The following is a 24,381-nucleotide window of genomic DNA, read 5'->3' as shown; positions in this document are numbered from 1 at the left end:
TATATATTGTGTAATGGCTTTCTGCAAGCGTTTTCAACTAATTATTTTCTTCACAATTCAGAAGTGGCAACGCGATTTAGTGGTTGGTCAAACTTTGGTAAAGTTGAAGTTTAGTGCGGGTTTACTAAAAAATTCCAGCACCAATGAGGGGATTCTGCGGTGCTAAAGAAGCGGCTGGCGGTAACGAATTTGTGGTCAGAAAAGGGGAAATCAGGAATTGGTCTAGCCCGAGTGAAGGAGACTTAGCGTAAACAAAAACGACTTTTACCAGCAGTTGCCGGTAAAAGTCGTGGGTTAAGGTTAGGATTCCTCGAGCACGTGCTTGCGGGTCAGTTCGAAGATCTGCAAGACGTGTTGATCGGTCACTTGGTAATGCATCTCGCGGCCCACCCGGACGTTAGTGACCAGGTTGAGCTGGCGTAAGGTCTGAAGATGGTGGGACACCGCGGATTGACTGATGTCTAGGCGGTTAGTAATCTCCCCGACACTCAGGGACTGATGGGCAATCAGGAGGATGATCCGCATCTTGGAGGGCTCACTGATTGCTTTAAAGATAGAGAGAACCGGGCGTAACTCACTGTCACTGGGTAATGCCGGGTCGCTGGATGGTTCGGTCGTCATGGTGAAACCCCCAATGGTTTAAAAATTAAGCCGAGGTTATTTAAACATCAGGAGGCGTAGGCCGTTTAGAATCACGAGTAAGGTACTACCCTCGTGAACCACCACGCCCCAAGCAATATTGGTGATGCTTAAAAAGTTCAGCACAATTAATAATACCACGATTGCCAGGGCAAAGATAAGGTTTGTCCAGATGATTTGGTTTAGCCGTTTGGACAACCGGTGCGCGTAGGTTAACTTGGAGAGGTCGTTTTGCATCAGGACGGTATCGGCCACGTCAATGGCCACGTCGGTCCCATCACCCATGGCCACACCAATGTCGGCTTTAACCAGCGCTGGGGCGTCGTTGACCCCGTCACCAACCATGGCGACCGTCGCGTAACGTTGCTTTTGTTGGTCAATAATTGTTGCTTTGTTTTCGGGGAGGACGTTAGCCGCGACCTCGTCGACGCCTAACGCGGCCCCCACGGCCTGGCCCGTCAGTTGGGCGTCACCGGTAATCATCTGGGTGTGGATTCGTTGGCGTTTGAAGTAGTCGATGGCGGCCTTAGAAGCCGGATTCGGCACGTCCATCAGAGCGATTAGACCTTGAACCTGGTCGTCGACGGCCACGAAGATCACGGTTTTTCCCGCGGCGGCTAAGTCGTCACACTGACGTTGTAAGTCGTGGGGAACCGCCGTAAAGCTGGTCGGTTTACCGATGCGAACGGTCTGGCCGTCGATCTGACTTTCCAGCCCGCGACCGAGTTGATTCGTGACGGTGATGTCCAGGTTTGCGGTAGGGGTAAAGTGGGCGACGATGGCGGTGGCTAACGGGTGGTTACTTTGCCGTTCCATGGCGACGAGTTGGTTGACCAACTCGTCGGGGTTGGCACCGGTCGTAAACGCGACGTCGGTTACCATGGGCTGACCGGCGGTGAGAGTCCCGGTCTTGTCAAAGGCGACCGCTTGGAGCTCAGCCAGCTGGTTTAAGTAGGCGCCACCCTTGAAGAGCACCCCGTGCCGGGCCAGATTAGAGAGCCCCGATAAGGTTGCGGGCACCGCAGCGGCCGCAAGCGCACACGGGGAAGCCGAGATGAGAAACACGATGGTTCGGTAGATGCTGGTCGCAACGGACCAGTGGATGACCCCAACCCCGACCAGGAAGACCACTGGTAGCAAGACCAGCACGGTCGTCACGTAAAGGGGCTCAAAGCGTTTGATTTTGGTGGCCGTTTTACCTAAGGACTGTTGGGACTCCTGAACGAGTTGTAAGATTTTGGCAAACACCGTGTCTTGGGCGTCCTTGGTGACCACCATTTCGAAGGTTGAGTCACCGTTGATGGTACTACCGAAGACGGGGGCGTCGACGGTCTTTTCCTGGGGAATACTTTCGCCGGTAATCGCGGCCTCGTTTAACGTGGCCGTTCCCTTAATAATGGTGCCGTCGGTGGGCACCTGCCCCCCATTTAAAACTTGCAGCCGGTCACCGACGGCCAGGTCACCGACCGGGACCACCTCAATGGCCCCGGTCGCATCGTACCGTCGGGCCTCGACCGGGTTAAGGTCCAATAACGCCGTGATTTCCCGTTGACTTTTCCCTTCGGCGTACTCTTCGAGGAAGTGGGCTCCGGCAAAAATGAGGATCAGCAGGGCGGCTTCCTCGAAACTACCGATGAGGATGGCCCCGAGAGCGGCCAGGAACATTAAAATATGAATGTTGGGGGCAAACTTGTGTTGGGCGCGACTATCGGTGATGGTTTCACCGACCCCTTCGATCACAATGTGGTACCCGGCAAGCGCCGTAGCGGCTAAGAAGCCAATTGGTCGACCACTGCCGGGCAAGAAGAAGCTGAGTCCAAAGAGGCCTAAACCGGCGAGGTACGCGAGTGGCGCGAGCTTATTAGAATGCATCAGATATTCCTCCTTTTTTAATATCTATGTATGCTCATATGTTAATTCATTTATATCATGAAACCGGTTATTTTGCAACGCAAAAAACGCGCAGGGGATCGAAATCCGCTGCGCGTATCGGGTTTAGTTTAGAAAGTGACGGAATTAGTGAGGGTCAGTGCCAGACTGGAAATAACCAGGCTGATCAAGAGGGGCAGACTGTATTGGCGAATGCTGTTCAGCAGGGCCAACCCCCAGTGCTTGAGGTAACTGCCGCCCTTTTCCCAATCATTATGGATGATGGTTTCACTGGTCATCAGGATGGCCGTGTAAAGTAAAACCAAGAAGGCAATCACGAAAATCAGGTAAAGGAACATGACCAGAAAGTTACCGGCCAAAACAACGGTAATGAACTGGTAGGTGGCCACGACCCCGATGGTCAGGGTCATGAAGGCCAGTAGTGTGATGGGCCAACGCATGGGGATGGTCGAAAAGACCAAGAACAAGACAATCACGCGTAACCCCATGAGAATGCTGGCCAGAAAGCCATTTAGGGTTAGGGCGTGAAGGGTGATGGCGTGCGGTTCTACCAAGTGGGAGAACCCTAGTGCCAACAGGACGACGAATAAGAGCACACACCACCCCATGAGAACCTTGGTGGTGAAACGAGAGATGCGTAATTTAGCCATGAATAAACTCCTTCAACGGCCATAAGGGCCGGAACTGATAATGAATGCTAATGCTACATACCCATAAAGATAGGCTATTGTGGGGCGTTCGTCAACTTCTGAACGGAAACCGGGCAACGGAAAAACGGGTAGTTGAGGGTCATTATGGTGTTGATGTGAAATCGTTACCATAATCCTTTAAATTTTCGGTGAATTCGGGTACGATAACGGTGAAGGAGGTGGTGCCATGCCAATGGCCACCCAAGTGGTGCATTTAATGGGAACGGTTATCACGTTGACGATTACGCACCCGTACCCACAAACCGTGTTGGCCGAGGCCGTGCGACGGTTGGAAATCTATGAGCATCGATTCAGCGCCAACGACGATACGTCGGAACTGATGGCGATTGCCCACCAGGCTGGTAAGCGTCCGGTGCCGGTGGATGCCGAACTCTTTGATTTGATTCGCATCGGTCGTGAGCACAGCGCCGAAACAGCCGAGCACTTGAACATCGCGATTGGCCCGTTGGTGCAGACCTGGCGAATCGGGTTTAACGACGCTCGTAAGCCCAGCGACGCCGAGATTCAAGCGGCGTTACGGTTGACGGATCCCGCGGATATTCAGCTCGATCCCCAGCAGTTGACGGTTTATCTGACCCAGCCGGGGATGACCCTAGACTTAGGGGCCATCGCCAAGGGTTACATTGCAGATCTACTCCATACCTATTTTACGGACGTGGGGGTGACGGCCGGGTTGATTAACCTGGGGGGCAACGTCGTGGTGTTCGGTCCCCAGGTGCGTCACGCCGATCAGCAGTGGCGGATCGGGATTCAAGACCCCGCCAAACCGCGCGGTCAAAACCGACTAGTTGTTAGTGTCCGGGATAAATCAGTCGTGACGTCGGGGATTTATGAACGACAATTACACGCAGACGGTCGGACTTATCACCACGTTTTGGATCCGGTGACCGGCTACCCGATGCCCACTGAAATGGCCAGTGTGACCATTATTTCGGCGAAATCGATCACTGGTGAGCTTTGGACGACCCGATTATTCGGTCAATCCGTTACGGCGGCAATGACCCTGTTACGCCGTACTCCGGGGATTGAAGGGATTATTATTACTCAGACGGGTCAAATTTATTCCTCGATTTTGTGAAAATATTGCTATAGTATATAAAAGCGGTTACAATAGAGACAAGCGGTGTGAACCGCGAATTCCCCTACGTTTAAAGGAGCGGTCTATAATGAATAAATTTGTGGCAATGGTTGGGACCAACGCAAAGGTGTCAACAAACCGAACGCTACTCCAATTCATGAAGCAGCATTTTGCCGATCAAGCCGAAATCGAGCTCATGGAAATTACTAATCTGCCGTTATTTAACAAGCCCGAAAACAGTCCGGTTCCCGCACCTGTCTTGGCGATGGCTAAGAAAATTGATGCGGCCGACGGGGTGATCATCGCGACTCCAGAATACGATCACGCGGTGCCTTCCTCACTAATGAACGCGCTGGAATGGTTATCGCACCGGGTGCACCCGTTCGTGGACAAACCCGTGATGATTGTGGGCGCGTCGTACGGGTCGTTGGGGTCTTCGCGGGCACAGGCCCATTTGCGGCAGATCCTGGACTCACCAGAACTCCGGGCCCGGATCATGCCCAGCTCCGAATACCTCTTGGGGCATTCACTAGATGCGTTTGACGACCAGGGTAACCTGAAGGATGCCGATAAGGTGGCCCAATTAGATGGCCTCTTTAAGGACTTCCAAACCTTTGTGACGGTGTCGGGTCATCTGAACAACGCAAAGGATCTTAATCAAAAAGATACCCAGAACTTTGACTGGAATAAGTTGTAAAAGGAGCGGAAAACGCATGAAATTAGTAGGAATTGCTGGCTCAGTGGCCGATAAATCGTATAATCGGATTTTGTTGAAGTACATGGCGACGCACTTTGGTGACTTAGCGGACATCGAAATGTTGGACATCAAGGACGTGCCACTGTTTAACGAAAGTGATGATCAGACCGAAAGTGACGCGATCCAATACCTGAAACGCAAAATCGAAAGTGCGGACGGGGTCATTATCGCCACGCCGGAACATAACCATACCACCACGGCCAGCCTCAAGAGCGTGATCGAATGGTTGTCGTATAAGATTCACCCACTGGACGGCAAGCCAATTATGATTGTGGGGGCTTCCTACTACGATCAGGGCTCTTCACGGGCCCAACTGAACTTACGGCAAATCCTGGAAGCGCCCGGGGTGAACGCGGTCGTGCTGCCGGGGAACGAATTTTTGTTGGGCGAAGTCAAAAAAGCGTTTGACGAAAATGACAATCTAAAGGATGCCGGAACCGTGAACTTCCTGCAATCCACATTACAAAAGTTCGTGAAGTTCGTGACGGTCATCAACACCATGAAGCACCCGCAAGATACGGGGGCCGAGAACGAAGACTTGGGGGCCAACGGTAAGATTTCAACCACGGTTGAAGGCGTAGACATGGACGCGCCCGACTGGGTTGAACAGGCTGCCGAAAAGACCCACGCGGCTTCGGGGAACGATTACGTCAAGTTGGATCGGGGCTTGTTAACGGTCGACCAACTGAACGCTTTTCTGAACTCGATGCCGTTAGAGTTGACCTACGCCGATAGTAATAATCAATTTATCTACTACAATAAGATGGCTCCGGCCGAAAAGATGCTGGCGGCCCGGACACCGGCCCAAGCGGGGAATCCATTGTCCATGGTTCACCCGAAGAATCCACGCGTCATCAAGCACGTCAAGGAAGTTATTCACGCCTTACGGACGGGGCAGGTCCCAGAGGTCAGCATGCCGGTTCCCGGCAACAACGCGGACAAGTACGTGGTGCACTACTACCGTGCGATGCATGACGAACAGGGCAATTACATGGGGGTCAACGAGTACGTTCAAGACATCATGCCAACCGTTAAGTGGTACCTCGCAAAGACGGGCCAAAAGCTGGAAGGGAATCCCGATGCGACGACTAGTGCGTCGGTTGACGCGAATGAACCGGCTGCGGATACAACGTCCAGTGCGTCGGTTGATGAGGCGGCGCCAACGGCAGATGTGCCAGAACCGAAGACCCCGGAGACCGATGCAGATTCAGGTGCGTCGATTAATGATTAATTAAATACCAAGAGCCGTTAAAAGGCCGCCAATTGAGGGCGGCCTTTTTTGGTGGGCGAAACGTTAGCGTTGACGAATTATACCTATGGGGGTATAGTAACTAAATCATCTACCAATTGGTAGGCAAAATAACAGCTGATTTTAGAAAGGAAGATGGAGAGATGATTAAGGAAATTCACGATGCAACGTTTGCAACGGAAACGGCTCACGGTGTCACGGTGGTCGATTTTCGGGCGGATTGGTGCCCACCGTGCAAAATGATGGACCCAATCTTAAAGGACCTTTCGCAAGATCAAAATTATGGTCAGCGCGCAACCTTTGTGTCCTTGAACGTTGATCATGACCAGCAAATGGCTAACCAGTTCCAGGTCCAAGGGATCCCCACGTTTTTACTGATGCGGGATGGTCAGGTGATTGACCGGTTAGTCGGGGCACGGCCTAAGCCATTGTTTGCGGCGGCCCTTGATCGGGTGTTGGCTGCCCAGTCGCTTCCAACGGAAAACTAAGGGTGCCACACTAACCGGTTGGGGTTAAGGCAGCGTCAACTGATTTAGCTCGTTAGTGGCAAACGGACAAGATTTTTTTGTGGAACAACGCACAAACAAGACATCTGGCTAGGGGAAAATAGCAGCTAGGAGCTAAAAAAATCCGGTAAAAAGACTGATAAAAAATATTTTTTGAAAAAATAATCACATGTTTTTTGGAGCCAGGTCGTTGCTGAAAACGGCCTGGCTTTTACTTACAGCCCCAGTCGTTTTCAGCATAAATTAAAAATGGATTAAAGCGCTTAAATCGACTGATAAAAAATTCTAAAACCGCAGGGGTCTTATAAAATGTGATTGACAACCCCCAACGGAGGCGGTACATTATACGTGTAAATTGAAAGCGCGAACATGATAACTAGTAGATTTCATCCGGTTATACAGAGAGCCAACGACTGCTGGGAGTTGGTAAATCGGAAACGTCGAATCCATTATCTAAGCGCATGGCTCCGAACGAAGGGGTCACGGTGAGGCGTTATACTCGTTGAGCGCATCTTCATTTGGATGCGAAGTTGGGTGGTACCACGTTGATTAGTTAATCAGACGTCCCATGATCTGTAGATATGCAGATCATGGGGCGTTTTTAATATCATCATTTTGGAAAGGGAGTTCTGTCTATGTTAGATCCTAAATATGTTCGTACCCATGCTGATATCGTAAAAACCAAGTTACAAACTCGGGGCGTCGATCCTAACGAAATCGATGAATACCTGACGCTTGACCAACAAAATCGGGATGCGATTACGAAATCCGAAACGTTGAAGAAACAAAAGAACGATCTGAGCCGGCAGGTCAGCCAAGCTGATCCACAATCCGACGAAGGAAAAGCCTTGATCCAAAAGGTGAAGACCTTAAATGGTGATATTAAGTCTACGGAAGCTGCCCAAGAAGAAGTGGCAGAACGGTTGCACTACTTAGCCGTTCGGTTCCCGAACTTGCCAGCCGATGATATTCCCGTTGGTCCCGATGACGCAAGTAACGTCGAAGACCGTAAGTGGGGCACGATTCCAACCTTTGACTTTGAACCTAAAGCTCACTGGGAACTCGGTGAAAGCTTAGGCATCTTGGACTTCGAACGGGCCGCTAAGGTTTCTGGCGCACGGTTTGTCTACTATAAAGATGCTGGTGCGAAGTTGGAACGGGCCGTCTACTGCTTCATGTTAGACCTGCATACACAAAAACAAGGTTATCACGAAATCATTCCACCATACTTGGTTAACGCCAAGACCATGTTTGGGACTGGTCAATTCCCTAAGTTCAAGGAAGACGTTTACACCGTTGAAACTACCGGCGAAACGCTGATCCCAACGGCCGAAGTTCCGCTGACCAACTACTACGCCAACGAAATCTTAGACGAAGATCAACTACCAACCTACTTCACGGCGATGACCCCTTGCTTCCGTTCCGAAGCTGGGAGTGCCGGCCGTGACACCCGGGGCTTGATCCGGATGCACCAATTCCACAAGGTTGAAATGGTGAAGTTCTGTAAGCCAGAAAATTCTTACGATGAATTGGAAAAGCTGACCGATAACGCTGAAGAAGTCTTACGCGAATTGAAGCTGCCATACCACGTGATTACCTTGTCCACTGGGGACACCGGGTTCTCATCCGCTAAGACTTACGACGTTGAAGTTTGGATGCCAGAACAAAACGTTTACCGGGAAATCAGTTCTTGCTCCAACTGCCTGGACTTCCAAGCACGGCGGGCAATGATTCGTTACCGGAAGGCTGATGGCACCGTTGAATACGTCCACACGTTAAACGGCTCTGGTTTAGCCGTTGGCCGGACGGTTGCTGCCATCTTGGAAAATTATCAACAAGCCGACGGCACCGTTAAGATTCCAGAACCTTTGCAGAAATACATGGGCGGCATGACCGTTATTAAATAAAATTATTATGAGGATAATTTGTTATCAGTCGACGAGAGCTTCTGATGCAAATTGTTCTACTTGCTAGAGTCACAAGGCTTTGACAAACTTAAAAATAATGGCAAAACGATTGATTATAATCGTTTTGCCATTATTTTTTCATTTTAAATTAATTTATTCTAATGATTTAATTTTATCTTAATGCAGAACTTTTATATTGATGATAATATTCTATTTGTAAAGTGATAGGGCTTACATGGTTAGGAACGTGACGTCAATCACAATTCCGGATGACTAACCCGTAGGTCTTGGTTACGGATACTACATACCACATACCACTTAGGAGGAATTATCATGCAGATCATATTAGGGGTACTGGTCTTACTGGCCGTTATCGCCGTCATGACCCTCTTCACCTTCAAAGCGCCAAAAGGTAAGAAGGCCGTTAGTGCTCTTTCTGGGGCCGCTTGTGCTACGTTCCTACCACAGGCATTCTTGAGTTACGCTATTGGTGGGGTTTTCCACATAGATTTTGTTAAACAAATTGGGGACACGATGGGTTCCATGGGTGGGTTAGCCGCCGGTTCCTTGGTGCCGTTAGCTTTCGGAATTAGTCCCGTTTTCTCCATTTTATTAGGTGTTTCATTATTAAAGTTTAAATTGCTTCCAGCATTTATTGCCGCTTACATCGTTTCCTTCCTTATTAAGGAAATTCAAAAACGTGTGACCGATGGTTTGGATTTAATCGTTGTCGTTTTAGTTGGACCAATCCTGGTTAACATCTTGGCCGACTTAATCTCCCCAGGGGTCTTAGTCATCTTGCACTTGATCGGGGACACCATCGTTTCTGCCGAAGCCGGGAACCCTTACGTCATGGGTGCCGTCCTCGGGGCAATCATTCCGTTGGTTGGGATGACGCCACTGTCCTCCATGGTTCTGACCAGTTTGATTGGATTAGTCGGTGTGCCGATGGCCATTGGGGCGTTAGGCTGTACCGGGAACTCGTTCTTAAACTTCAGTTTCTTCCGGAAGATGAAGTTTGGGGATAGCTCAACGACCTTAGCCGTAACCATTGAACCCTTGACTCAGATTGATATCATTGCTGCCAATCCAATTCCGATCTTTACAACCAACGCGATTGCGGGTGCCATTAATGGTATTATTGTCACGGCCTTTGGATTAGTCGTGAACGTCACTGGGATGGCCACCCCATGGGCCGGCTTGATCGTGGTCTTCGGGATGAACCCAATGATGAAGGTACTGATCGCCGTGATCTTAATCCTGGTCAACAGTACGATCTGGGCTTACATCGGCGCTTACGTCTTCCGCAACTTCAAGATTCACACGGTTGCTGAAATTCGTGAAGACGATGAATTGGCTGAAAAGGACGACAAGACGGCCAAAGCTTAACCTTTCGTTTAATTCAATATGTTAGATTGTAATCTAAAAACTGTAATGTGATGACAGGAGGAGTTTCAGATGACTGTAAATTATAAGAGTGTTTTTGATATCATTGGCCCGATTATGATTGGTCCATCTAGTTCCCATACCGCTGGTGCCTGTGCCATTGGCCGGGCAGCCAACAGTATTTTCCAAGAAACGCCAACGGATATCGTGGTACACTATTACGAATCCTTTGCCCAAACGCACAAGGGTCACGGAACCGACTACGCGATTATTAGTGGGATCCTGGGCTTTGAACCGGACGACAGCCGTGTGCCTTACGCCATTGGCTTAGCCCGTGATCAAGGCATCAACATTACCTTCATTGAAGAACCTGAAGACAGTCCAATCAATCACCCGAACACCGCCATCATTGAATTATCCAATAGTAAAGATGGCAAAGAAGTTACGATTGCTGGGTGCTCCATCGGTGGGGGGACCATCGAAATCCGGGGCATCAAGATGAACGGCTTTGACATCAAGCCTAAGGGTCCACTTCCAATCTTATTAGTTCCTGGTAGTGAAGTTGACCAACAAAACGTCACTGATCAATTGTCGGCGTTGACGAAGGTTAACGAAAAGAAACAATACCAATCCGCTAAAGGCGACCTGTTCGAATACGATTTGGACCGGCGTTTAAAGCCTGAAGAGGTTAAGGAACTGGCTAAGAACAATACCAACTTAGTTTACTTGTAGGAGGTAATCAATCATGTACATGAGCGTAGCTGAATTAGTCGATGCTGCTAAGAAGACCAAGAAACCTATCTATGAACTAGTGATTGAACAAGAAATGGACACGTCCCACAACACCCGCGAAGAAATTTGGGATGCTATGGGCCGGAACCTCGACATCATGGCTGCCTCCGTTAAGAAGGGTGCCGAAGGCGAAGGGGTCTTCTCCAAGACCGGTTTAACCGGTGGGGAAGCCGTTAAGATCAAGAACTATCGGTCTGACAAGAAGACGTTATCCGGTGACTTGATGATGCAAGCCGTTCAAAACGCGGTGGCCACCAACGAAGTAAACTCTTCCATGGGGGTTATCTGTGCGACGCCAACGGCCGGTTCTTCAGGTACCTTACCAGGAATGCTGTTTACCTTAAAGGATCGCTTAGACTTAACTCGCGATCAAATGATCCAGTTCCTCTTCACTGCAGGGGGCTTTGGGATGGTCTTGGCCAACAACGCTGGGATCGCCGGTGCTACCGGTGGTTGTCAAGCCGAAGTTGGGAGTGCCTCTGCCATGGGTGCCGCTGCGGCGGTTGAAATTGCCGGTGGGACCCCAGAACAAAGTGCCGAAGCCTTAGCAATGGCCATTAGTAACTTGTTAGGGTTAGTGTGTGACCCAGTTGCTGGTTTGGTTGAATTACCATGTGTTAAGCGGAACGCCATCGGGGTGGGGAACGCCTTGATTGCTGCTGACATGGCCTTAGCGGGTTGCACCAACAAGATTCCTGCCGATGAAGTGGTTGCAGCCATGGATAAAGTTGGTAAGGGCTTACCTTCCACCTTACGTGAAACCGGTTTGGGTGGCTTAGCCGCAACGCCTACTGGTGTTCGGATGAAGGAAAAGATCTTTGGTAAATCAGTTGAAGCTAAAGCTTAACTGACTGTTAAATTATCAGAGTGATGAAGAGAAAGCAGCCCGATAAGACTCATAAGGTTGCTTTCTTTTTTATCACCTAGTAAATTTCACACAATTATTTTATTAGTATGATAAAATAATATAAACGGAACACATAACGAGATGTTAACGACCGAGTCATTTTAGTGAGGCGATGAATAATGCAGCAATATTTAACGGAGGAACAGAACTATGTTCGTGAATTTATCCCTTTTGTTGAGTTCTTAGCTGATATTTTGGGGCCGAATAGTGAAGTGGTACTCAACGATTTAACCGATTTAAATCATTCTGTAGTGGCAATTCGCAACGCCCATATTTCCCACCGCCAAGTGGGCGATCCAGCGACGGATTTAGCTTTGCGCACCATGAAGGCGGGCAAGGACGAAAAGCGGGATTATCTGGCTAATTACAAGGGAGTTTCCCACGGGGACTACCCCTTACGCTCATCCACGTTCTTTTTACGACAACACGGTGAGATTGTGGGGATGATCTGCATCAACACGGATGATAGTGACCTGGATACGCTTCAGGAACAAGTCATCAAGGTGTTGACGAACTACAAGCACTTGAACTCCCCAACGATTTATAAAACCAAGGGCGCTCCAGCTACCGAAGCAACCACAGAAGACGTTGAACCGGAACACCTGACCACGTCGATCAACGACCTGGCTAAGGAAGTCACGCAAAGTACCTGTGCTCGGCACGGCGTCTCGGTGGATTACCTGAAGCGTGAGGACAAGTTAGAGATTGTCCGCAGTCTGTATCATCAGGGTTACTTCCTATTAAAGGATGCCGTGAGTGAACTAGCGAAAGTCTTACACGTTTCGGATCCCAGTGTGTATCGTTATCTGCAAGTGGTTAAAGATGAAGAACTTAAAAACAAATAGGTGACGACAAAAGTGGTCGAAGACGTTGGTCTTCGGCCACTTTTGTCGTCACAGATTATTTGGTTTTATCGTTGCGTTGAGCCAGGGTTAACGGATGGCGGTCATTCATGACTTGGTGCGGTGTATGGGGCTTTTGGGGGTGTTGTTGGCCCCATTGATAGATCCAGTATAACCAGTAAGCCACGATGAGTTGAGAACCAGCGAATAGAAGACTTTGATTAGTCACGCCGACTAGGGCAAACGTGAGGAGGGGGCTAAAGACGGCGTAACCAACGGGAAAAATCAGTGCTGTGATTGGGGAACCTTGCTTCATGCCCCAGAGAATTTGGTGATAGATCACCAAGACGATCACAGCGGTTAAACAAAACGGTCCAATGATATTAATAATCGTCATAAAACTCACCCCCAGATTTAGATTAAAAGCAGTATAGCATAAATTGTAGGAACGTAAACCCGCCACTTTTAAGGTTAAAAAAGGTAAACCGCGTCGTTATAGGGTTTATGAGGTTTTACTGAGAAAAGTTTCTATCAATTATGAGATTTTATTATTAAATGTTTATAAAGCTTACATTTATATGCATTATCATTTTAATAAAAGAAGCGAGTTAGCGAACGATAAGTAAAAGGATTTACGCTTCCTAATGGCGCAAATGGTAGCCGTTACTTGTGACTGAGAAAGATTTATCAAATCATTTAAATCCCTGGTAATCCTGGATTTATGTGATAGAATTATGATTAATTTAAAGGGAGGGCGTTGCCTATGTTAACCAAGAAAGATATTCAAAAAAAGTTGAATCGAGAGTTGTTTACCATCATGGCGGACTACGATATTGAGATTGACAATCGGTTGTATACAGAAGCTGAATATGAGAATTTAAAAGAAACGCTTCTTAGATTACGAGAACTAAATATGACGAATGGTCAGATGGATCAGTTGTTAGCCGTCAATATGTAATCACCAAGGTTAAAAAATACCAATAAAAAGTTAAATAGAAGAGGTGCATGATGATGGATTCTGATTCAGTCTCCGGTTCAGTCCAGTCTATAAAGTACTAATGTTAGTAGTGCGTAAATCTAACATTAGTACTTTTTTTGTGCCCTTTTTTTAAATTGGGAAAAGTCACCGCTAAAGATAGGGGAAGTTCCTGATTATTTTGAGAACGGTTTCCGGTATAATAAAAGTATGGATAAGTGGGTCGTTCAGGCTGCCTAGGCTGATGCGACCCGAAGGAGGAATTCACGTGGATACCGAAAATTTATCACCCGTTGAATCAAACGTTGTTGCGGAACTGGAAAAGGTGATTGACCCCGAACTTGGGGTGGACATCGTTAACCTCGGCTTGATTTATGGCGTGAAGGTCACGGACGGCCATTGTGATCTGACCATGACGCTCACGACCATGGGTTGCCCCATCGGTAACGTGTTGGCCAACCAGATCAGCCAAGCCGTCATGGCGGCGGATGGCGTTGAGACCTGCGACTTGGAGTTGGTCTGGGAACCCGCTTGGAACATCGGCAAGATGAGCCGTTACGCTAAAATTGCCCTTGGAGTACATGAATAGACGGTTCATGACTAAAAATGAAAAAATAAACCAGGTGGTCCGGAAATTCCCGGACCACCTGGTTTTCGTTTAGGCGTTGATCAGATTGTTTTTTAAGGCGTAACGGACTAATTCAGGCCGTGAGTGAATGTTGAGCTTGTGCATGATGCTGGCCTTATGGGCCTCAACGGTTTTCGGTGAGATATAGAGGTGCGCGGCAATATCTTTATTGGCGTAACCCAGAACCATCAGCGGAAAAACCTCGATCTCACGTTTGGAGAGGCGGGTATAATTGTTGTTATGCAGCTGTTCACGGGTGGGACAAGGGTCAATTTGTGCGTCCAAGTATGGTTGATCGTCCAGGACGCTTTGCAACGCCCAGACGATTTCGTGGTTGGGCGAATCAGCCAGAATGTAGGCGGCGATGCCTTGCGCTAAGTAGTCCTCGGCCAGGTGCTTGGAGCAGAGGTTACCTAAAGCCACCACCCGCGTTGACGGGTCCAATGGATCCAGGTAGGCGTGGGCTAATGTCATCAGGTCTTCGGTATAGTCCGCAGCCAGCACGAACAGAACGTCCAGGGTCGGTAGGGCCACCTGGAGTTCGGTCCAGTCCGTCAGACGGGTCGTAACCGCGCAATTTGGCTGTTGATTGACGAGAAACGCCACGCGTTCTTTTAGCGTGGTCGTTTGACCTAAAATTCCCACTCGATACATCATGCTCGCGCCTCCTAGAAAATGGATTTTGCAGACTGATAATTAATTATCTTTTCTTCAGTTTAACACGAAACGAGTAAAAAAGTGCCGAAATTCCGACGCTTTTTGACTTTTGGGAAAATAAATTAACTTCCATATAATTCGGTAGGAACTAGAAGCGGCTAACCGGTGGTTTCGTTTTCCCGGGGAGCAGAATATAATGAAAGAAATAATTGGTCAGGAGGAACCTTCATGGAATTACCTATTGCTCAGGAATATCTCTTATTGACGGAAAAAATTACCAGCCGACCTACGTTACGGACCCGGTTTACCACGCAAGCCTACCTAGTCTTAGCGACCTTTTTCGACTTGCGCCAGCAGGACCTCATCACGATTGACGAGCAGCACGTGACGGTCCCCAATCCGGCCCGGTTGACGGCAGCGTTACCGGCGAGCCTGCAAATGATCGCGCAACGGCTCCAAGCGGCGCTGAACCAAAGCAATCAGACCGAAGACGTGTTTAAACTGCTGGTTAGCTGGAACCTAGCGAATGCGGTTTATGATACGATTGGCCCCCAGTTGGAACGGCGGCAGTTAGTGGAAAAGGTGATTTTTCAAAATAACCTGATGCCCCATACCATCTACGTGCCCACGGTGGCGGCCAAACAGGACCTAATGACGCAGCTAGGTCACGAGGTACAGACCCAGACGTTGACGCCGGCCCACCGTGAGTTGTTGATGATTTTTCAACAATTAGACGCGCTCAAATGGGTGTTACCGGCCGACCAGGTCGCTGCGGCGATGACCCAGCTCACTCAAGATCCGGCGACGACTCAGCTTCAGGCGTTGACCGCGATGGCGGCGCACCGAATCACCATGCGAAAGTTTGAGCTAGATTCTTGGCTAAGTTAGAGGTGAAGGGGCGACTTAATGTGCAACTACGAGGATGGAAAATTAGCGGATTAGTACTTTTGGCGTTTCTGAGCTGGGGTGTCTTATTCAATCCCCCTCAGCCGGCGCAGGCCAAGGCGAGTCAGGCCATCACCTGGTATCGGCAATGGCAGCACGCCTACGTGGGCGGCCGGACACAGCAGTACGTTCGAATGAACGACGGTCAGGGCGCAACCCGGGTGGTCTCGGAGAGTCAGGGGTACGGCATGTTGGCGGCCGTACTTGCAGCCAAGAAAGGGGCCAACACGCATGCCACTTTTAATCACCTGTATCGGTATTACCGGACCCACCGAATCTCTAGTCAAAATCCGCTAATGTGTTGGCAGCAAACTCGTCGTAACGGGCGGCTGACCAGCGTCGGAAGTGAACGCAACAGTGCCACTGATGGCGATCTCGACATCGCCTACGCGTTGATTCTAGCCGACCGGCAGTGGGGGAGCCGAACCACTAATTATCGGCAGGCGGCCCAACGCTTGTTAACCGCCATTCTGGCGCACGAGGTCAATCCTACGACCAAGCTGCCGTTGATGGGAAACTGGGCCACAAGTGCTAACGATCTTAGTAAGTTGCGGACCGGGGACCTCATGACGGGGTACTTTAAGACCTTCGCCAAGTTTACGGGCAAGTCAGATTGGAACCGAGTGGCCCAACAAAGTCAACGGTTGATTAAAAAACTGAGTGCCCGGCACCAGACGGGGTTATTTCCCGACTTCATTCGGGTGCGGGGGGCCAGTCTCAAACTAACCACGGTGCGGCCCGGAGAGATTGAATCAGGTACCGATAATCAGTACGGGTACAACGCGTGTCGGGTCCCTTGGCGGCTGGCGCAGACCTACCGGCTAACCAAAGACCGGGTGACCAAGTGGGCGTTGAGCAAGCAGTTGACGTTCTTTAATCGGCGCCACACCGTGACCGCGGGGTATACGCTTGGCGGTCGGGCAGTTAACCACTACACGAACCCGGCGTTCACCGCGCCAATTTATCTGGCAGCCAAGACCCTAAAGTGCTCAACGCTACAACGACGGTTGGCCCACCAACTGCCAAAAATGATCCAGAAAAAGAGTTACTTTGGCGCCACGTTGCAAGTCTTAACGGCGCTCTCGTGAGGATTAAAGCAGGGCTAAGCACACTTAGCTTGCGAACAGTAACGTTAAAACGCCAAGCATTCCTGAATGGGGAATACTTGGCGTTTTAATGAGGCGAGAGTCCGTGGTTATGATGGCCAGTTTAAAACCAAAAAAGCCGCTCACGATTATGAGCGACTGGAAAATCAAGTTTAGTAGGTTGCCACGTAGGCTTGATTAGCCGTAACGTACTTCCCGTTAGTTAATTGGAACCGGTAAGCGTTCTTGCTGTTCTTGGCGATGGCCTTGACGGCTAACTTACTCCCCGTAGCGACCTTAGTGCCCCGGTGAGCCTTGGTAAAGCTCGTGGACGAGTATTCGTAGACGGGCTTCTTGGTGGTGACCCCGGTAACGCCGGTCGCCGTGGTGTAGTAACTCGTCGTGGAAGAGCCGTGAGTGGCACTGCCACTGAACCAACTGTTAACGACGGAAGGCCGTAACGCCTTGTTCAAGTCCACGTTACCGCTGATGCCGGCGACCCGCCCGGTGCTGGTGTATTGCCATAAGTCGGCCTTAACACCCGGTACACTCGGCTTAGTCGTGCTGTATTTGGCGATCCAAGCACCGTCAAACTTCGAGAAATTCAACTTGTTTGAGGTAGCGTAGTATTCCCCGGAATACATGATCAACGGTTTGTTGGTCAGTTTCCGCATGGTCTTCAACCAAGCGTTAACGTAGGTCTGTTCGGAACTCTTGGCTGAGCCCATCCGTTTTTCTTCGTCCAGGACGAAGAACTTGGTGTGTTTGTTACTCCGGTTATAAAAGTCTTTGGCTTCTTGTTGGGCGTCCTTCACGCTGGTGAATTCGGCGAACATGTACTGACCGAATGGCACGCCAGCCTTGTAAGCACCGTTGGCGTTCACGTTGCGCTTGGTGTCGACCACGTAACCAGCGTCACCCTTGCTCCCGTGTTGGACCCGGATCAGCGCGTACTTTAAGTCTTTAGATGCCTTGGTCCAGTTAATATTTCCTTGATATTGCGAGACATCGGCAATCTTAGTGCCGGCAGCGCTAGCAGTGGTGGTGTTCAACCCAATCCCTACCGCCGCAACGGCGGCCATGGCGGCTAACCCGATACCGAATCGACGTAACTTAGTTTGCATAGAAATCCTCCTCAGTCTTTATCGACTATATTGTACACGGTATTGTCGGAGCGGAGGTTACCGCAAATTTACAATTAATTACAGTTCGATTGCAAGACAAAACCCACACGCCGTCAAAAAAACGGGTGTGGGTTGGCGGAACCTATTTATGAACGGCCACGTAGATCTTTAAGGCTAACTGTGCTCGCGCCTTATCGGTGGCGGTAACGGGATTATACGTCTTCATCTTTGTGGTTACTTGTTGATAGCTGTAGATCTTGTTTGTCCCACTTTCAAAATACATCAAATCCTTGGTGTTCGGTGAGTGATCTAGGCCCATGGTGTGCCCGAATTCGTGGGCAATCGTGCTGGCGTATTCGTACATCCGCCCCTGAGCGGCGACGGAAGTGTTGATGGCCGTGAGCGTCTTGTTCACGTTCTGAAAGGCGGGTAAGCTCTCAGCGACCTTGACCTCTTCTTGTTCCACCAGGGCGCTGTAGTTGTTGGCACTCGAACTGACACCTTGGGCGGCTAAGTTCTTCTTAGCGGTCGCCGTAATGGTGGCTTGGTATTGGTGGTCAAAGGCCGTCTGGTACGGGGCACTCATCCGTTGAGCAATGTCCTTTTGGGCGTCCTGATAGTAGGACCACCGTACTTGAACCTTCTTGGTTGCCGGGGTCCACCAAGCATCGCTATTGTCACTCTTGGATGCCTGCGCATGGGAGACCGAAAAGGTGAGGGTGTGGGATTTCTTAGAACCTTTAGTGAATTCTTGTTTACCGAGTTTGTGATTCCAATAGTCCATGGCCAACTGAACACTTTGCTTGAGTTGTTTGTCGGACGTGTTGACCCACACGACGGCCTTACCGTTCTTCTTAAGGGCCGTCTGAGCGTCATAGGCGAGCTTGTACTTCTTCCCGAGGGTCTTAGCGTTCTTGCGGTAATAGCTGTTACTTTTCTTGAGTACGCTGGTCGTGGGTTTTACGCTGGCGGCCTGAGCCGTTACCGTGCCGCTTACGGCAACGGGTGTCACTAAGAGGGCAGCGGCGGCTGCCACAAACACTGTGTGGATCTTGAATCGATGTGTGGTACGCATGATAGATAACCTCCTCAAATCCCCAAAACATTTATAATTGACAATAGCATATGACTTTCAACGGGGTGGGTCAAGCAAAACAGCCGCGACAAGTTATGACATAATTCCCCACTTAGCGGGCATGGAGCCGATTTCATAATGAAACTAAAGGGGAATATATGTTCGTGTTAGACGGAAATCTGGTATAGTAAGGGTAACGATTTTTTAGGAGGAATGCACGATGGTCACACGATGTCCTTGGGCGGAACAATCGCCGAGTCTTCAGCGGTATCACGATACGGAATGGGGCCAGCCCCTGCACGACAATCAACGGTTATTCGAACTATTATGTTTAGAGACCTATCAAGCGGGACTGAGTTGGCAGACGGTCCTCAATAAGCGTGCGGCGTTTCAGCGCGCTTTTTACGACTATGATTTGGCGCAGGTCGCGGCGATGACGCCAGCGGATCTGGCACGGTTACAACGCGATGCCAGCATCATTCGCAACCGGCTTAAGTTGGCAGCCACGGTCAATAACGCGCAAGTCATTTTGCATTGGCCGGCGGGAAGCGACTTTAGTACCTGGTTATGGGCCTTTGTCGGTGGACATCCCATTCGCCACCACTTCACGGCGGCGGACCAGATCCCGGCGACCACGGATTTGGCCCGTTTGATTTCCCGGGAAATGAAGAAACGGGGCTTCAAGTTTGTGGGACCGACCACCATTTATTCGTTTCTCCAAGCGGCGGGACTGATCAACGACCATTTAATGACCTGCGATTGGGCACCGGAAAATCACCGAAAGGAGCGGTAAGACATGCGCTTTTTACATACGGCCGATTGGCATATCGGTAAGAAACTTCACGGCTACGATCTTCTTACGGAACAGGAGGATGCGTACCGTCAGATTAAGGCTATCGCGTTGGCCGAACAGGTGGACGCGGTGGTCATCGCGGGTGATTTGTACGACCGGGCACTGCCGGGAGAAGACGCGGTGGCGGTGCTTGACCACATGCTGGTGGACCTCAACCGCCAGGAACACTTGCCGGTCCTGGCGATTAGCGGGAATCACGATTCCGCGGTCCGCCTGGGTTACGGTCGGGAGTGGTTTGCCAGTACCCATTTCTATTTGAAAACGACGGTGGCGGAAAGTCTGCATCCGGTGACGGTGGGGGATACCCAGTTCTTTTTACTGCCCTATTTTGAGCCGTTTGCGGTGCGTCAATTGTTCGACGATCCCGAGATTCGCACGGTGACCCAGGCGATGGTCCGGTTGGTGACCGCCATGAAGGCTGCCTTTGATCCGGCCAAGAAACACGTGTTGGTGGCGCACTTTTTCGCGGCGGGGAGCCAGCACAGTGATTCCGAAACCCTGGTGCAGGTCGGCGGCTTAAACGCCGTTCCCACCGATCTTTTACGGGACTTTGATTACGTCGCGTTGGGACACTTACACCGCAAAGAGGCTTTGCAAAGTGAGCCGACGATGAAGTATAGTGGCTCGCCGTTGAAGTTTTCGACTAGTGAGGCGGATGATACGAAGGGCGTTTGGCTGGTGGACACGGCCACGACGCCAGTCACGGTAACCTTTAAGCCGTTGACGCCGTTGCATGATTTAGTGGTCTTACAGGACAGCTTTGACCACTTGATGGACCCGCAGCAGGCGTATCCGGTGACCAAAGAAGACTTTGTGACCATCGGATTAACGGACACCACACCGATTTCAAACGTCATGCAACGCTTGAAGACCCGCTTTCCGCGAATCATCGAATTAAAACGGGTGAACCAATTAACGGTGACCCCGAAGGTGATGACGACCCAGGAAACTCAGCGCGATCCGCTCACTTTGATGGGAGACTTTTTCGAACAGGTTACCCAACATGAGTTGACTGCCCAGCAACAAGCGTGGGCGAAGACGGCACTCCAGGCGGCCGAGAAGGGGGCTAAAAAATGAGACCACTCAGTTTACACTTAGAATTTTTTGGTCCATACCGGGATACTACGGTGGACTTTACTAAATTTGCCACGACGCCGTTATTTTTGATCAGTGGGAAAACGGGGAGCGGTAAGACCACCATTTTTGATGGGATGTGCTACGCGTTGTTCGATCAAACGTCGGGGACCGACCGGGAGGCGCCCGCGATGCGCTCGGACTTTGCGACCCCGCACGACCGAACCCGGGTAGAGTTTTGGTTTGCCCACCGCGACCGGCGTTACCAAATTGTGCGGGAGCCCGCACAGACCCTAGCGAAGAAACGGGGCACCGGGTTGACCGATGTCACGGCGAGCGTCACGTTGACCGTTTGGCACGATGAGGTTGAGGAACGGCAGCTCACCAAGATTGGGCAGGTCAGAGACTTTTTACAAGACCTGTTACAGATGGATGGCAAGCAGTTTGCCCAAATCGTATTGTTACCCCAGGGGCAGTTTCGCCGATTTCTAGTGGCGGATAGTGACGCCAAGGCCCAGGTACTGGAACAGCTTTTTGATACGGCGGTCTATGCCCGGTGGGCGGATCAGCTCAAGGCCCAGTTGCGGCAAAGCCAACGAGCAAATCAGGAAGCACTAGCAAGTCTGGACCACGTGCAAAACGAGTTGCAGTGGACGGCGGCCAATCAAGATCGGGCGCACGACCTTCAGGCTAACCACCAGACCGATGATTTGCTGAAGCTCATGGCCCAGCAGCAGATGGCAACCCAGCAACACGAGCAGGCGATGATCGACCAGTTGGCGACGGCGCAACAAACCGTGACGGCCCTGACGCGGCAAGACACCCAGGAGGAACAATTTCTGGCCGATCAGCGCCGATTAACGACGGCAACGACCACCCAAACGACGTTAAAGCAACAAGCACCGGCTATGGCACAGTTACAACAGCAACTAACGGAATTAGAGTGGGTTCAAAGCTTACGACCGCAGTGGCAGGCTTGGCAAACGGCGCAGGCCGCCGTGACGCAACGCCAGGCTGATCAACACCAGGCCAATCAACGGGTGACGCAGGCTCAGGATAGTTTAACTCAGGCCCAAACGGCGCAACAAGCGGCGGCCGACCTGCCGACTAAGCTCACAACTTTACAGGAGCAGCTCACCCAACAAGCGACCATTAAACCCCTCTATCAGCAAATTGCGCAACTACAGGAACAACAAACGGCCGCGCAAACGGCCCAGGAGCACGCCCAAGCGGACGTTCAACGGTTGGCGGCAGATTTAGCGACCACCACCGCAGCCCAAAAGGACGCCCAAGCCATTATCGATCAGCAGGGGACCTGGTACGCTCAAAGTCAGACCCTTCAGCAAACGGCCGCCACTTATACCACTTGGCAACAACGGCTGACCCAGCTGACGACCGACCAACAAGCCTTGGCCGATCAAGCTGAACAAATAACGACCCTAGCGGCACGGGTGAAGACGGCTCAGACGGTCGCTGACCAGGCCCAAGCAACGGCGGAAGAGCGGTATCAGGCCCGGTTACGGGCCCAAATCGCGGAGTTGAGTGCCCAATTGACGCCGGGAAGTCCGTGTCCCGTCTGTGGGGCCACCACGCACCCCCATCCCGCGGTCAGCACGGTCACGGCACCCGTCACGGCGGCACTAGTTAAGCAAGCGCAGCAAGCGGCCACTCAGGCCCAACAAACCGCCACCCAACTGGCGACGCAGCTCGCTCAACAACAAGCGGCGTTGACCCAAGCCCAGGCCGACTTTACGACCCAGACCGCGACATTGAGACAGACTATGTCCGCGACGTTAGAGGTGCCGGCCGACGCGTCACTGATCACGCTGGAGACGACGTTGACCCAAGCACAGACCGAAGCCAAACAACAAACTGAGCAAGTTCAACGAGCCCTGACCCGGGTACGCACGGCCCAGGCCCAGTTAGGCCACCTGCAAGCCACGGCCCAGACCCAGCAGACCGCTTGGACCCAGGCACAGGAGGCGACTCAGGCGGCGCAAACGGCCCTCGCACAAGTTAAGGGTCAGCTAACGACTCAGCAGCGGCGGCTACCGGCGGATGCGCTAACGCTGCATGAATTTACCGAACTGGAACAAACCCGGCAAGCCCAACTAGCGGCCGCCCAGCAGCAGTGGGACGCTTTGGGACAACGGGTGACCCAGACGACTCAGGCTCTGGCCGTTGCCCAAAGCGATTTACAGACGGCCACCCACGAGCTTGAGCAGAGTACGCAACGGGTTACGACCACTCAAGCAGCCGTGGCACAAACGTTGTCCGCCCATGACCTGACCGTCACGCCGACCACTACGACGGCGATTACTCGGCAGTTGGACCAGTTAACGCAATTACCAACCTACCGGCAACGGCTACAAGCCTTTCGTACGGAACAGGCGCAAAATGCGGTAACCATTGCTGAGTTGCATCAACGATTAGCCAATCAACCACAGCCAGACAGAGAGCAGACCCAAGCGGCCCTAAGCGCGGCGCAGGCCTTGGTCGCCCAGCGGCAGGCGGACCGTTACGCCGCACACCAACAGTGGCAACGAAACGCGGAATTGAGCCAACGGCTCCAACAACAACTGGCCGCTCAGGCGACGGCTTTACAGCAGACCCAAGCCTTAGATGAATTATCGGGTGTTTTAAATGGGGATGGTCCGAACAGTAAGTTGGGATTGGAACGCTACGTGCTGCAGACTTATCTACGGCAAATCCTGCTGGTGGGGAATCATCGGTTGCAACAGCTGACCAACGGACGGTACCAGTTTGTGATCGACGACACGCCCGCAGCTTCAAAGAAGTATTCGGGCTTAGAAATCAACGTTTACGATGACCACGTGGGTGAGCAACGAAGCGTTCACACGCTTTCCGGTGGGGAAAGCTTCATTGCGGCGTTAGCCTTAGCCTTAGCGCTGGGAGAAGTGATTCAACGCACGACCGGTAGCGTCGACGTGGAGGCATTGTTTATCGATGAAGGGTTCGGGTCGCTAGACGAGGACGCGCTCATGACCGCGTTAGAATCTTTAGAAACGATTGAGGGACAGCACCGGATGATTGGGATTATTAGTCACGTGAGCGAATTGCGGGCGCAGGTCCCTAACCAATTACAGGTGGTGGCCCAGGGAAACGGGGAAAGTCACCTGACGTATCAGATTCACGAAAACGGGTAAAAATGGGATGCTATTATCTAGTCCCCTAAACCGTTAAAGGGCGGTACGAAGGGATTTTATCGGTTTTTACGAAATTGGTTATATAATCAACGATTATTCGTGCAAAGCTTCTGAAAAGAGGGTAAAATGGTCAA

General features: G+C 51.0%; 23 protein-coding genes. 16 read left to right on the top strand and 7 right to left on the bottom strand.

Going from position 1 to position 24,381, the window contains the following annotated elements:
* Positions 1 to 300: 300 nt before the first annotated feature.
* The 3 genes from FD25_RS13795 to FD25_RS13785 all read right to left on the bottom strand — a co-directional run bounded on the left by FD25_RS13795 (position 301) and on the right by FD25_RS13785 (position 3,179).
* On the bottom strand, positions 301 to 621 hold the full coding sequence (locus tag FD25_RS13795; RefSeq protein ID WP_057804826.1) for an ArsR/SmtB family transcription factor: 321 nt from the start codon (positions 619 to 621) through the stop codon (positions 301 to 303).
* A 36-nt stretch (positions 622 to 657) separates the two neighbouring features.
* On the bottom strand, positions 658 to 2,511 hold the full coding sequence (locus FD25_RS13790; RefSeq protein WP_057804825.1) for a heavy metal translocating P-type ATPase: 1,854 nt from the start codon (positions 2,509 to 2,511) through the stop codon (positions 658 to 660).
* Between the two features lie 128 nt (positions 2,512 to 2,639).
* Positions 2,640 to 3,179: a hypothetical protein gene (locus FD25_RS13785; RefSeq protein WP_057804824.1), complete on the bottom strand. Its 540-nt coding sequence runs from the start codon at positions 3,177 to 3,179 to the stop codon at positions 2,640 to 2,642.
* Positions 3,180 to 3,405: 226 nt separating this feature from the next.
* On the opposite strand from FD25_RS13785, the gene FD25_RS13780 reads away from it, so the two are divergent.
* The 9 genes from FD25_RS13780 to FD25_RS13740 all read left to right on the top strand — a co-directional run bounded on the left by FD25_RS13780 (position 3,406) and on the right by FD25_RS13740 (position 12,666).
* Positions 3,406 to 4,317 carry an FAD:protein FMN transferase gene (locus FD25_RS13780; RefSeq protein WP_057804823.1) on the top strand — a complete coding sequence of 304 codons (912 nt, stop codon included), beginning with the start codon at positions 3,406 to 3,408 and terminating at the stop codon, positions 4,315 to 4,317.
* A gap of 88 nt (positions 4,318 to 4,405) precedes the next feature.
* On the top strand, positions 4,406 to 5,014 hold the full coding sequence (locus FD25_RS13775; RefSeq protein ID WP_057804822.1) for an NADPH-dependent FMN reductase: 609 nt from the start codon (positions 4,406 to 4,408) through the stop codon (positions 5,012 to 5,014).
* 16 nt (positions 5,015 to 5,030) lie between these two features.
* Positions 5,031 to 6,305 carry an NAD(P)H-dependent oxidoreductase gene (locus tag FD25_RS13770; RefSeq protein ID WP_057804821.1) on the top strand — a complete coding sequence of 425 codons (1,275 nt, stop codon included), beginning with the start codon at positions 5,031 to 5,033 and terminating at the stop codon, positions 6,303 to 6,305.
* A 161-nt stretch (positions 6,306 to 6,466) separates the two neighbouring features.
* Positions 6,467 to 6,811 (top strand): thioredoxin family protein, encoded by a 345-nt coding sequence (locus FD25_RS13765; RefSeq protein WP_057804820.1) that lies wholly within the window; start codon positions 6,467 to 6,469, stop codon positions 6,809 to 6,811.
* A gap of 653 nt (positions 6,812 to 7,464) precedes the next feature.
* A complete protein-coding gene (gene serS, locus FD25_RS13760) occupies positions 7,465 to 8,736 on the top strand; it encodes a serine--tRNA ligase (protein ID WP_057804819.1) in 1,272 nt (423 codons plus the stop codon).
* A gap of 333 nt (positions 8,737 to 9,069) precedes the next feature.
* Entirely contained in the window at positions 9,070 to 10,125 is a 1,056-nt protein-coding gene (locus FD25_RS13755; RefSeq protein WP_057804818.1) for a PTS sugar transporter subunit IIC, read from the top strand.
* 69 nt (positions 10,126 to 10,194) lie between these two features.
* The gene (sdaAB, locus tag FD25_RS13750) at positions 10,195 to 10,854 is read left to right on the top strand and encodes an L-serine ammonia-lyase, iron-sulfur-dependent subunit beta (RefSeq protein WP_057804817.1); all 660 of its coding nucleotides are present in this window, start codon (positions 10,195 to 10,197) and stop codon (positions 10,852 to 10,854) included.
* A gap of 13 nt (positions 10,855 to 10,867) precedes the next feature.
* A complete protein-coding gene (sdaAA, locus tag FD25_RS13745; protein ID WP_057804816.1) occupies positions 10,868 to 11,761 on the top strand; it encodes an L-serine ammonia-lyase, iron-sulfur-dependent, subunit alpha in 894 nt (297 codons plus the stop codon).
* Positions 11,762 to 11,940: 179 nt separating this feature from the next.
* Positions 11,941 to 12,666: a helix-turn-helix transcriptional regulator gene (locus FD25_RS13740; protein WP_057804815.1), complete on the top strand. Its 726-nt coding sequence runs from the start codon at positions 11,941 to 11,943 to the stop codon at positions 12,664 to 12,666.
* A gap of 55 nt (positions 12,667 to 12,721) precedes the next feature.
* On the opposite strand, the gene FD25_RS13735 is transcribed toward FD25_RS13740, so the two are convergent.
* Positions 12,722 to 13,060, bottom strand: coding sequence for a hypothetical protein (locus FD25_RS13735; RefSeq protein ID WP_057804814.1), 339 nt, complete (start codon positions 13,058 to 13,060; stop codon positions 12,722 to 12,724).
* Positions 13,061 to 13,426: 366 nt separating this feature from the next.
* Here FD25_RS13735 and FD25_RS13730 point away from each other — a divergent pair, with 366 nt between their 5' ends.
* Together FD25_RS13730 and FD25_RS13725 are read left to right on the top strand one after the other, a co-directional pair.
* Positions 13,427 to 13,621 (top strand): hypothetical protein, encoded by a 195-nt coding sequence (locus tag FD25_RS13730; protein WP_057804813.1) that lies wholly within the window; start codon positions 13,427 to 13,429, stop codon positions 13,619 to 13,621.
* A gap of 286 nt (positions 13,622 to 13,907) precedes the next feature.
* Positions 13,908 to 14,228, top strand: coding sequence for a metal-sulfur cluster assembly factor (locus FD25_RS13725; protein WP_225428554.1), 321 nt, complete (start codon positions 13,908 to 13,910; stop codon positions 14,226 to 14,228).
* A gap of 69 nt (positions 14,229 to 14,297) precedes the next feature.
* Here the strand turns inward: FD25_RS13725 and FD25_RS13720 are convergent, their stop codons facing one another.
* A complete protein-coding gene (locus FD25_RS13720) occupies positions 14,298 to 14,924 on the bottom strand; it encodes a response regulator transcription factor (protein WP_057804811.1) in 627 nt (208 codons plus the stop codon).
* A gap of 228 nt (positions 14,925 to 15,152) precedes the next feature.
* Here FD25_RS13720 and FD25_RS13715 point away from each other — a divergent pair, with 228 nt between their 5' ends.
* A complete protein-coding gene (locus tag FD25_RS13715) occupies positions 15,153 to 15,812 on the top strand; it encodes a hypothetical protein (RefSeq protein WP_057804810.1) in 660 nt (219 codons plus the stop codon).
* Positions 15,813 to 15,832: 20 nt separating this feature from the next.
* The gene (locus tag FD25_RS13710; RefSeq protein WP_057804809.1) at positions 15,833 to 16,957 is read left to right on the top strand and encodes a family 8 glycosyl hydrolase; all 1,125 of its coding nucleotides are present in this window, start codon (positions 15,833 to 15,835) and stop codon (positions 16,955 to 16,957) included.
* A gap of 170 nt (positions 16,958 to 17,127) precedes the next feature.
* On the opposite strand, the gene FD25_RS13705 is transcribed toward FD25_RS13710, so the two are convergent.
* Together FD25_RS13705 and FD25_RS13700 are read right to left on the bottom strand one after the other, a co-directional pair.
* Complete coding sequence (locus FD25_RS13705; protein WP_057804808.1) at positions 17,128 to 18,078, bottom strand: GH25 family lysozyme; 951 nt, start codon at positions 18,076 to 18,078, stop codon at positions 17,128 to 17,130.
* 142 nt (positions 18,079 to 18,220) lie between these two features.
* Positions 18,221 to 19,153 (bottom strand): matrixin family metalloprotease, encoded by a 933-nt coding sequence (locus tag FD25_RS13700; protein WP_057804807.1) that lies wholly within the window; start codon positions 19,151 to 19,153, stop codon positions 18,221 to 18,223.
* 220 nt (positions 19,154 to 19,373) lie between these two features.
* On the opposite strand from FD25_RS13700, the gene FD25_RS13695 reads away from it, so the two are divergent.
* Genes FD25_RS13695 through FD25_RS13685 form a run of 3 tightly spaced genes read left to right on the top strand, consistent with a single transcriptional unit; the run spans position 19,374 to position 24,247 of the window.
* Positions 19,374 to 19,946: a DNA-3-methyladenine glycosylase I gene (locus tag FD25_RS13695; protein ID WP_057804806.1), complete on the top strand. Its 573-nt coding sequence runs from the start codon at positions 19,374 to 19,376 to the stop codon at positions 19,944 to 19,946.
* A gap of 3 nt (positions 19,947 to 19,949) precedes the next feature.
* Positions 19,950 to 21,083: an exonuclease SbcCD subunit D gene (locus FD25_RS13690; protein WP_057804805.1), complete on the top strand. Its 1,134-nt coding sequence runs from the start codon at positions 19,950 to 19,952 to the stop codon at positions 21,081 to 21,083.
* The gene (locus tag FD25_RS13685; protein WP_057804804.1) at positions 21,080 to 24,247 is read left to right on the top strand and encodes an AAA family ATPase; all 3,168 of its coding nucleotides are present in this window, start codon (positions 21,080 to 21,082) and stop codon (positions 24,245 to 24,247) included. The genes FD25_RS13690 and FD25_RS13685 overlap by 4 nt, the downstream gene beginning before the upstream one ends.
* Positions 24,248 to 24,381 lie beyond the last annotated feature (134 nt).

This window comes from Levilactobacillus acidifarinae DSM 19394 = JCM 15949 (assembly GCF_001434835.1).
In the GTDB taxonomy this organism is placed as follows: Bacteria; Bacillota; Bacilli; order Lactobacillales; family Lactobacillaceae; genus Levilactobacillus; species Levilactobacillus acidifarinae.
This window is presented reverse-complemented; position numbering and strand designations above follow the sequence as displayed.

Coding starts and splice junctions, on each gene's coding strand:
- FD25_RS13695 (WP_057804806.1), top strand. CDS start 19,374: ATGGTCACACGATGTCCTTGGGCGGAACAATCGCCGAGTCTTCAGCGG.
- FD25_RS13715 (WP_057804810.1), top strand. CDS start 15,153: ATGGAATTACCTATTGCTCAGGAATATCTCTTATTGACGGAAAAAATT.
- FD25_RS13685 (WP_057804804.1), top strand. CDS start 21,080: ATGAGACCACTCAGTTTACACTTAGAATTTTTTGGTCCATACCGGGAT.
- FD25_RS13740 (WP_057804815.1), top strand. CDS start 11,941: ATGCAGCAATATTTAACGGAGGAACAGAACTATGTTCGTGAATTTATC.
- serS (WP_057804819.1), top strand. CDS start 7,465: ATGTTAGATCCTAAATATGTTCGTACCCATGCTGATATCGTAAAAACC.
- FD25_RS13755 (WP_057804818.1), top strand. CDS start 9,070: ATGCAGATCATATTAGGGGTACTGGTCTTACTGGCCGTTATCGCCGTC.
- FD25_RS13780 (WP_057804823.1), top strand. CDS start 3,406: ATGCCAATGGCCACCCAAGTGGTGCATTTAATGGGAACGGTTATCACG.
- FD25_RS13690 (WP_057804805.1), top strand. CDS start 19,950: ATGCGCTTTTTACATACGGCCGATTGGCATATCGGTAAGAAACTTCAC.
- FD25_RS13790 (WP_057804825.1), bottom strand. CDS start 2,511: ATGCATTCTAATAAGCTCGCGCCACTCGCGTACCTCGCCGGTTTAGGC.
- FD25_RS13720 (WP_057804811.1), bottom strand. CDS start 14,924: ATGATGTATCGAGTGGGAATTTTAGGTCAAACGACCACGCTAAAAGAA.
- FD25_RS13795 (WP_057804826.1), bottom strand. CDS start 621: ATGACGACCGAACCATCCAGCGACCCGGCATTACCCAGTGACAGTGAG.
- FD25_RS13775 (WP_057804822.1), top strand. CDS start 4,406: ATGAATAAATTTGTGGCAATGGTTGGGACCAACGCAAAGGTGTCAACA.
- FD25_RS13700 (WP_057804807.1), bottom strand. CDS start 19,153: ATGCGTACCACACATCGATTCAAGATCCACACAGTGTTTGTGGCAGCC.
- FD25_RS13705 (WP_057804808.1), bottom strand. CDS start 18,078: ATGCAAACTAAGTTACGTCGATTCGGTATCGGGTTAGCCGCCATGGCC.
- FD25_RS13785 (WP_057804824.1), bottom strand. CDS start 3,179: ATGGCTAAATTACGCATCTCTCGTTTCACCACCAAGGTTCTCATGGGG.
- FD25_RS13765 (WP_057804820.1), top strand. CDS start 6,467: ATGATTAAGGAAATTCACGATGCAACGTTTGCAACGGAAACGGCTCAC.
- sdaAB (WP_057804817.1), top strand. CDS start 10,195: ATGACTGTAAATTATAAGAGTGTTTTTGATATCATTGGCCCGATTATG.
- sdaAA (WP_057804816.1), top strand. CDS start 10,868: ATGTACATGAGCGTAGCTGAATTAGTCGATGCTGCTAAGAAGACCAAG.
- FD25_RS13735 (WP_057804814.1), bottom strand. CDS start 13,060: ATGACGATTATTAATATCATTGGACCGTTTTGTTTAACCGCTGTGATC.
- FD25_RS13770 (WP_057804821.1), top strand. CDS start 5,031: ATGAAATTAGTAGGAATTGCTGGCTCAGTGGCCGATAAATCGTATAAT.
- FD25_RS13730 (WP_057804813.1), top strand. CDS start 13,427: ATGTTAACCAAGAAAGATATTCAAAAAAAGTTGAATCGAGAGTTGTTT.